Genomic DNA, 7756 nt, shown 5'->3' with positions numbered 1-7756 from the left:
TACCGAAGCCCAAATATCAGAAAGACAAGCCGCATGTCTCTACCGCGCGCCTCTTGGCCAAAGCTAAAGAAGACAAGAAATCACCTTGAAAGGGCTGGATTGGATGTCTTATGTTTCCGGTGTAGCAGGCAGACCTCCCGCACTGCCTGTAACGGTAGCTCAAACGATTCGGCGATGACTGCTAGTTTCTGGTCAAGGACACCGGCAAAGGAGAGCAGCTGATCACGCTGATTGTGCAGTGCCTTTCTCAGCTTACGAATGGTCGGATATTGCTTTCCTTGAAGTCAAACAGTTCCTGACGTACCGCTAAAGACGGGCCAGCTAAGGCGAGGACATCATGGGAGAACCATTGCAATAGCGTTTTGACATCCTGGGCACGGGCAACCAGCCCGGCTTCTCGGCGGGTGGCTTTCACCTGTTGAATGGTCAGCTTCTGAGTCATGCTGTTCGTTAGCAGAGCCTTCGTAATCGTCTGCTCCAGCTTGATTCGATGGGTGATCACGCCTTGGGCTTGGCGGGCCAGTCCATTGGCCACCTGCTCAAGCTGCTGCTGAATATGGAAGACATCGCCATGGCAGGGCGTTTCCGGCATCACTGCTTTCTGCCCTGCTCTCAACCCGCTGCCGCCATCGGCAATCGTATAGTCTGGGTCGAATGTTCCATCACATCCAGGAGATGACAGCCCCAGGTGTCTTCGTCTCGATGGTCAACCAATTTCAACAGGTAGCAGTAGGTCGAGGCAGCATCCACACCCACCAGCACCGGTCGATGCGCCTGAAAAATCTCGTCCCGCAAATCCACCTCAATCGGTGACAGGTCTTGTGCTGTGTTGATCGTGCTGGCTTGCTCTGCTGCGGCATTGAGACGGTTGCGAACCGTGCTGGCACTGATCTCAATGTCAAAGATATCGCGCAACAATTCCACCACTCCGCACAATGAACTATGGCAGATCAGCACGAGCCCTAGAATCAATTGAAACACCCAGGCTTTGGTGATCGGCAGATGAAACAGCACTTGCTCGTTAGGGGTAGTGGGCTCGAAAGCGTCATCCAGGGCCAGCTTCGCCTTGTCGCTCGGCTCATAGACAAACTTACGACTGACCTCATAGTCAGTGGCCAGATGCCTGATCGGTTTAGTCTTTGCCAGCGCCTCAATCGCTATCTGCTGGCGAGTATCGGCGGGCAAGGTGGCGGCCACTGAAAAAGCTGAACTCATGAGTTGGACTCGCGGACAAGCAGAAACGACAAGCCTTGAGTATCTCGGCTCTACGTCACCCCGGACAACCCAGTTGGGTGCCGCGCAAGGCTGAACTTTTCATCACAAAGTGTTACCCGCTTTTGCGCCGAGCCTGAATACTTAGCTTTGAATACTTAGTGCTGACAGTTTCGCCCGAGACAAAACCTGAGACAAAGATAGGGCTCGTTGTTATCAGTCACAACGAGCCCGTTGCTAAAGAGACTTTGCGAGAGCAAACCGACTGTGTTTATGTTGCTTGGTGAGGGCGTTTACGTCGCTTTGCAATAGCGACCAATCCTAGTAAGCCCAACCCAAGAGAGACCGAGGGCTCAGGGACTGAGGCAACTTGGAAGTCAGCCGTGAAGGTGCCAGATTCACCCAAACGATTTTCGCGGATGCTGATATCTTGCAGCTTGAAGGTGGCTGAGTAGTTACCTACAGGTGCGGCGGCGTCTGTCCAAAAAGTAGGCATGAATTCTTCAAAGTCGTTGCCTTCACCAATGACGTAGCGATCGCCCACGTTGGCAAAAATATTGGTTGCGCTTTGATCAGCAACATGCAGCCCAGGTGTAATCGATACTAGCTCAAGCGCAATGGCAGCATCTGCCAAAGAACCCGTCCAGCGGCCATCGGAACTGCCAAATAGATTCTCATCTAGCGTTTGAATGGACTGCACAGGGGCAATACCCAGATCGCTGTAAGGCAAGTCTGTCGCCATGCTAATCAGCAGCCCGTCAAACAATCCTGTTCCTGGCACTAAGGTTAGCGGTGGCTGCTCGCTGTAGGTTTCTGGAATCCGGTTGTTGGTGCTGGTTGAAAGCACCGTTGGATTTTCCACAGCGCCTATATAGCTGTAAGATCCCAGCCCATGAAAGTGGCTGCTAGTCGGATCTTCTGTATTGACGTGCGGCGTTAGAAAGGTCAGCCGGTTGTAGTTTGGATTTGACAATCCAATATAGTCGCCGCGAGTCAAAATTTCTTGGATGTCTAAACCCACAAAAAAGTGCTCGACGGCATGTTCGTGATCGTCTTGGTGGGCTGCTTGGGCGATCGCGCTTGACTGCGTGGACACAATCCCCGTCAAACTTAAAGGAAGTGCAAACAGAGCGCTGGCAAGCAGCGACTTAAAGAAAAGCATATTGAATTCCTGAGTGATTTTGCGATAATACGATAATGATTATCATTCTCAAAAATATCATGAATTCAATACTTCCTCTGAGGTTCTGTTCTGGAGACAGGACAATCTTCACAGCTTCTTCAAACTACAGCCGCAAGCTAGGCGAGATCACAAAGCTCGGATGAAGTAGCTGATGCTTGACTGCCCGTGTAATGACGCTTGCCACGCTTTCCGCCCTTCTATGCACCGTACTTAATGAAGTGCCCGTCACGCTGTAACAGCGAGTATCGCTAGAGTGTGGGTAAAAAGGCGGTATCGACTGTACGAGTCCTGTTGCCAAAATTACACAGCTTGGCTGCATCTGAGTGCCATCTGGCTGCAAAATGGTGGCGGCTGTGCGCTCTAGCAGAAATTCTCCTGCAATCAGTTTTAATCGCTTTGCTTTGAGGGCGGCTAACATAAGTTCGGCGCAAGGCCGAGACTGTGTGGCAAACAGCGGCTTAACCTGATTGATGAGTTGCAATACGCCAATCTGCTCGACGGCAGACAACAAATCTTTTACCTGGTCGTAAAATGACATGACCGGGCGCACAAGATGGGCAAAGGGATGGTTTGGAGACAGTTTTGTTGTTTGCAAGTGATTTTCTAAAAAGGCAGGATAATCCTCAATTTGCAACAGAACGTCCCAGCCGGGATAAGGCAAATTACAGGCTTGGTAGCAGGCTTCTAGCTCTTTGAGCAGTAGCGCTTGAGCATTTGCTGCGGTGGGCTGAAACCGCATTTTTTCGCGAGTAAACCATTGGCACTCGTAGGGTTCTGTCGGTTCTAGCTGGGGTAGCCGAGACTGAGCGTGACGGCTGATTAGCGTGACTTGCTCTACATTTAGATTGTGCAGGGCATGAAGCGCGACTTCAATACCCGCAGGGCCAGCGCCGACCACGGTGAGGTGAGGCGGTAAATTTTGACCGTAGCGATCGCACGGATAGGCATTAAACACATGCCCAGCCCATTCAGCGCGCAGATCGGTAAAGCGATGCCCTGTTGCTTGAACCAGGTAATCTACCCTCGGTAGTCCTAAACGAGTAAGGATATTTCTGTCAATTAGGGGATGTGTGATCGCTCCCCCCTTACCGATAATGTAGGCGTAGCAATCCAAACCTTCTCCGTGTTTTCCCTTTTGCCCGCTTGTCCCAGTTGCGATTCTGAAGCTGTGGTTAAAAATGGCTTTATTCACAACGGTAAACAGAATCATCGTTGTCAAGATTGCGGGCGGCAATTCGTAGCGAACCCTGAGAACAAGATTATTAGCGACGAAACGAAATCGCTGATTGATAAACTTCTGTTAGATGTTAGAGAAGATTCCGATGGCTGGCATCGCTAGCGTCGTTAACGTTTCTGAGCCATGGCTGCAAGGTATGTCAATGAAAAATACGCCTCGGTGCCCCGCCAAGTGAACGTTCGGCCAAAAAAAAGGCCGCTTGACGATTCAGTGCGACGCAGCTTGGTCTTTTGTCGGCAATAAGGGCAACAAGCAGTGGATTTGGCTGGCTATTGACGCAGCAGCCGGAGAGATTGTCGGGGTCTTTATCGGTCGGCGTAGTCGAGTCGGCGCACGAGGACTCTGGCGCTCGCTGCCGCCTATCTACCGACAGTGGCTGTCGCTTAGGATCGAAGATCAAATAAAAGAGTCAACATGGCTGATAATAAGGGAATTCAGCAATTGCCGCCCTAAAGATGAAGACAGTCCGCCCTTATTCACCAGCAATAGAAGAGCAGATGCAGCGATACTATCAGTCCTTGAACGAGAAAGAACGGCGTCGCTATGCGGCTATCGAAGCGGTCAAGTTAGGCTACGGGGGCATTAGCTATATCCATCGAGTCTTGGGCTGTTTACGAGGGAGTATTCGGCTGAGAATAGCGGAGTTATCAGACCCAGCGGCGATGAGTGAAGCAGGGCAACGAGCTCCTGGGGGCGGTCGAAAAAGCGCATTTGAAACAATTGAATGCCTTGATGCTGCTTTTCTGGGGGTGGTTCAAAATCGTGCCCGTTAGGGTAACACTCTAAGTCGTGGTCAGATTCCTTCAGACCATATTTAACCACGCTTTGAAGCTGTATCGATTTTCCAAAAGTGTTACCCTCGCGTGAACCACGCCGCCATTGGCCACAATGAGCACCAAAATCAACAAAATCTCAAGGGCAATCGAGGACAATGGCAGGCCATTAAAAACGAGAATATATTGGCAGTTGAGAGTTCGTTGAAAATCCAACCTAGAGCATCAATCCTATCAAATCCTATCAATTGATCGGATCAATCCGTTGCAGGATCAGTGCCCAGAGAATCACCGGCAGCCCTGCCACAAGCGCCAATAATCTCTGCATCGGAGTTAACGGAGCGGTGTCAAACAAGCCATTTATCACGCTCCACTGGCTAAAGAGCAATTGCGGCACCAGCAATACCCCAATGCCAATAGCTGGGGCATTGCTGATAGGCTTGCGGTGGCCCATCAGGTTAGACACCAGGTTAAGGCTCGGTGCAAAAGCAGATGACACTTCTTGGCGATCGCATCAGACTGCTAACAACAAGCCGTCAGCCTAACTGATCGCGTTCTGTGTAACTCTCAGATGAACCTCGCCCTAATAGACTGCTTTAGCCCTCAATATTTCCCAGCGAACTCTAGCGGCTCTTAGCGAACTTGGTCGCGCTTAGTCGTTTCGGTACGCTTATCTACAACGTATACCTCTGGCTCGGCATTACCGATATCGCGAGTGTCGGTAACTTCACGGCTGGAAGTAGTCTGTCCGCCAGCCATCGGTGTACCGGAGGTTGTTGTCCCAGCTGTGGTCGCAGTTGTAGAGGTAGTGGTCGAAGCAGACTGTTGGACTGAATCAGGCGCATTGTAAATATCAAATTCTTCGATATTGCGATCGCGCAAAATAGATTCGACATTGCGAAGATCAGCCTCTGTACCATCAACCATCAGGAGATAGTCGCCAGCCTGAATGCGCTGATCATACACTTTTGCCCTATCTTCAGGAATTCCAGCGCCGACTAGCGCACCCACGAGACCGCCAGTAGCAGCACCGATACCAGCACCAGCCAAAGTCGCGGCAATTTCAGAAATGCCAACACCTGCCGCCAGAACAGGGCCCACACCCGGAATTGCCAGAATACCCGCGCCGACTAGGAAGCCGCCAACGCCGCCTAAAACAGTACCTGTCGTAGCACCAATACCAGCGCCTTCACCGGCTTCGTTGCCTTGACTGTCTGTAATCTCATCCGCGCCTTTCACATCTTCTATGTGTCTAGCAAGCAGAGAAATTCTCTCTTTCTCAACGCCAGCATCTTTCAGCGCCTGTAAAGCACTTTCTAGATCTTCGCGTCGCTTAAAAACACCCACTGCTCGTCTGTATTGAGCGTAGTTTTGATCGGTTTGGTTGATTCTTGTGTTTACCATTTTTTTCCTTTAGTTAATTTGACAAGTTAGTAGCAGCAAGGCTAAAGCGGAACTTTAGTCCCTTGCTTTCGTGCTTCCCAAGCAAGCTTGGGAAAGACATTTTCTGCTATTACACCGTGGTCTTGGTGAATCCTGTGCTAGATAAGCCGCATTAGAAGGCAGGGTAAGGCGTACTACCTATCGGATAAGCCTTTTCGGCAACAAGGATAGGTCGACTCTCATATCTTGACAAGAACTCCTGGATTTGGTTAGCATCCCAACCTAAGTCTGACTGCTGTAATAAGCTTTCGTCGGCCTCACGGGTTTGCCCAGTAACTACAACGTTGTCACCCGCCTCGAAGTTAGCAGTATCGCCTACCTCAGTACCACCTATTACTAATATCCCAATGTCGTCAACCCAATCGCCCTCATACAAGGCAAATGCGTTCCGAGAGGAATCTTCTTCCTCTAGAGGCCGATACTCGCCTTCGATGGCAACGGTTTCATCAAAATAGCCGTCTGGTGTTTCCGCTAGGTCTTTGGGGGTGGGGGCCAGCGCAAAGTTCTGAGCAATAACAACAGGCTCTTGATCGTATTCGCTGTAGAGTTCGGGGTCGAGCGCTACACCGTATTCGCTTGATGAATCAGCTGCGTTGAACGTTTCTAGCTGCCCTGTGACTTGAACAGGAATAGATTGCTCAGGTAGATTAAAAGGAGTAGCAGTAGGATTGATAATTAGGACGGTATCACCCGCGCTTGATTCCATTAAGAAACCATTACCATCGACCGTTTCTGTGATTTCGCCCCTCACTGTGACAATATCTCCAACGGCAGGAACTTCTGATTGTTCTACTTGGGTAGTATCCTCAGATGGCACACTTCCTTGTCCCGTCTGGGTAGTTCCTGTTCCATCACAAGCTGTAATAAGTGAAACTGCTAGCCCTATGGCGATCGCGCCTGCCCAGGTTCTACGTTTTCTAAATCTAGTCGAGCTTGAATGCTCATTTTCATGAAGGTCTTTCATCTTTTTCCTTTCTTCGTCCTCACATAAGGACCTGTATCAACATCAGCAAGATCTCTTGAACCAAAATCAATCATTCTAAAAGTTAGAGAATCTATCTTTAGAGGGAAACTAGCTTTTCAAAATACATATTGATCTTTTGCTCAATTTATGTAGTATCTATGTAAAAACCTACTATACAATTATACAATAAAAGACCGCTCTAAGAAATAAACTCATTATCTCTGCTGTGCAACAGCACTCGAAAGAATAGTTGCGGTGCTTTTAACAGAGTATTTTAATGACAAATATTTTATTCTTCTTTGCTTTCATTAACTTCTATCAACTACAAAGAGCTATAGACGAATTCAAGTTAACTACAGATAAGTACAAGAAGATAAGAACAAGAGACATTAGTTTCATGCGTGAAATAGAACTTCAATTTTGAGCTGTTAAGTTTTCAGTGCGACTTCGGGCACGTTTGCATGATTTCTCCTGCTCCCTCTTGCTTGTTTTACTTGCTACTATATTTATGGTAAAGCTGACTCAGTAAAATTGTCTCTATCAAAGGATACCTTTGATCCCTCCACTAACGATAGATTCTTCTGAGCTAGGCGCTTCCATTGGCGTGGTTTAAAGAACGCCGATCTTAGGTAACACTCGCAGCCTAAGTTAGGGCGGGGCTCAAATACGGGTCACACTATGAGAGCGATCGCGTAGGCTAAAAGCTCCTCGCCATCCGTTTTTTGTGATCGCCCCCCATGAGCCAGTTCTTTTCCGTCGCTGCCAGCCTATCCTCCGAAGTTCGTAAAGCCATAGGGATTGAAGTACTCATCGGGGCAGAACCAATCAAACACCTGGCAGATAAGCACGAGGTCAGCCGAAAGTTCGGGTGATAAGGGGTTTGAGGAGTAGCGCGATGTAGAAGTTGAGTGTTAGAGGGTTAGTCTAATCCTCCCAAATTGAGT

Annotated in this window: 8 protein-coding genes; 1 reads left to right on the top strand and 7 read right to left on the bottom strand. The window is 49.2% G+C overall.

Going from position 1 to position 7756, the window contains the following annotated elements; all coding sequences use genetic code 11:
• Positions 1-247: 247 nt before the first annotated feature.
• The 4 genes from CKL79_RS12650 to CKL79_RS23185 all read right to left on the bottom strand — a co-directional run bounded on the left by CKL79_RS12650 (position 248) and on the right by CKL79_RS23185 (position 3614).
• Positions 248-592 (bottom strand): hypothetical protein, encoded by a 345-nt coding sequence (locus CKL79_RS12650; protein ID WP_121969940.1) that lies wholly within the window; start codon positions 590-592, stop codon positions 248-250.
• 20 nt (positions 593-612) lie between these two features.
• Positions 613-1215, bottom strand: a complete 603-nt coding sequence (locus CKL79_RS23490) for a hypothetical protein (RefSeq protein WP_205879074.1) — start codon at positions 1213-1215, stop codon at positions 613-615.
• A 268-nt stretch (positions 1216-1483) separates the two neighbouring features.
• On the bottom strand, positions 1484-2374 hold the full coding sequence (locus CKL79_RS12640; protein WP_121969939.1) for an all3515 family Zur-repressed PEP-CTERM protein: 891 nt from the start codon (positions 2372-2374) through the stop codon (positions 1484-1486).
• A gap of 124 nt (positions 2375-2498) precedes the next feature.
• Positions 2499-3614, bottom strand: a complete 1116-nt coding sequence (locus tag CKL79_RS23185; RefSeq protein ID WP_170944052.1) for an FAD-dependent oxidoreductase — start codon at positions 3612-3614, stop codon at positions 2499-2501.
• A 217-nt stretch (positions 3615-3831) separates the two neighbouring features.
• On the opposite strand from CKL79_RS23185, the gene CKL79_RS24380 reads away from it, so the two are divergent.
• The gene (locus CKL79_RS24380) at positions 3832-4218 is read left to right on the top strand and encodes an IS1 family transposase (RefSeq protein ID WP_121969938.1); all 387 of its coding nucleotides are present in this window, start codon (positions 3832-3834) and stop codon (positions 4216-4218) included.
• A gap of 431 nt (positions 4219-4649) precedes the next feature.
• Here CKL79_RS24380 and CKL79_RS12625 read toward each other — a convergent pair whose 3' ends face one another.
• The 3 genes from CKL79_RS12625 to CKL79_RS12615 form a co-directional block, all read right to left on the bottom strand.
• Positions 4650-4904 carry a hypothetical protein gene (locus tag CKL79_RS12625; RefSeq protein WP_121969937.1) on the bottom strand — a complete coding sequence of 85 codons (255 nt, stop codon included), beginning with the start codon at positions 4902-4904 and terminating at the stop codon, positions 4650-4652.
• Between the two features lie 134 nt (positions 4905-5038).
• Positions 5039-5809: a histidine kinase gene (locus CKL79_RS12620; protein WP_121969936.1), complete on the bottom strand. Its 771-nt coding sequence runs from the start codon at positions 5807-5809 to the stop codon at positions 5039-5041.
• Positions 5810-5960: 151 nt separating this feature from the next.
• Entirely contained in the window at positions 5961-6812 is an 852-nt protein-coding gene (locus CKL79_RS12615) for a hypothetical protein (RefSeq protein ID WP_141242202.1), read from the bottom strand.
• Between the last annotated feature and the right edge of the window lie 944 nt (positions 6813-7756).

This window comes from Leptolyngbya sp. BC1307, from assembly GCF_002286735.1.
Taxonomy (GTDB): domain Bacteria; phylum Cyanobacteriota; class Cyanobacteriia; order Phormidesmidales; family Phormidesmidaceae; genus Phormidesmis.
This window is presented reverse-complemented; position numbering and strand designations above follow the sequence as displayed.

Coding starts and splice junctions, on each gene's coding strand:
- CKL79_RS12650 (WP_121969940.1), bottom strand. CDS start 592: ATGCCGGAAACGCCCTGCCATGGCGATGTCTTCCATATTCAGCAGCAG.
- CKL79_RS23490 (WP_205879074.1), bottom strand. CDS start 1,215: ATGAGTTCAGCTTTTTCAGTGGCCGCCACCTTGCCCGCCGATACTCGC.
- CKL79_RS12640 (WP_121969939.1), bottom strand. CDS start 2,374: ATGCTTTTCTTTAAGTCGCTGCTTGCCAGCGCTCTGTTTGCACTTCCT.
- CKL79_RS12620 (WP_121969936.1), bottom strand. CDS start 5,809: ATGGTAAACACAAGAATCAACCAAACCGATCAAAACTACGCTCAATAC.
- CKL79_RS12615 (WP_141242202.1), bottom strand. CDS start 6,812: ATGAAAGACCTTCATGAAAATGAGCATTCAAGCTCGACTAGATTTAGA.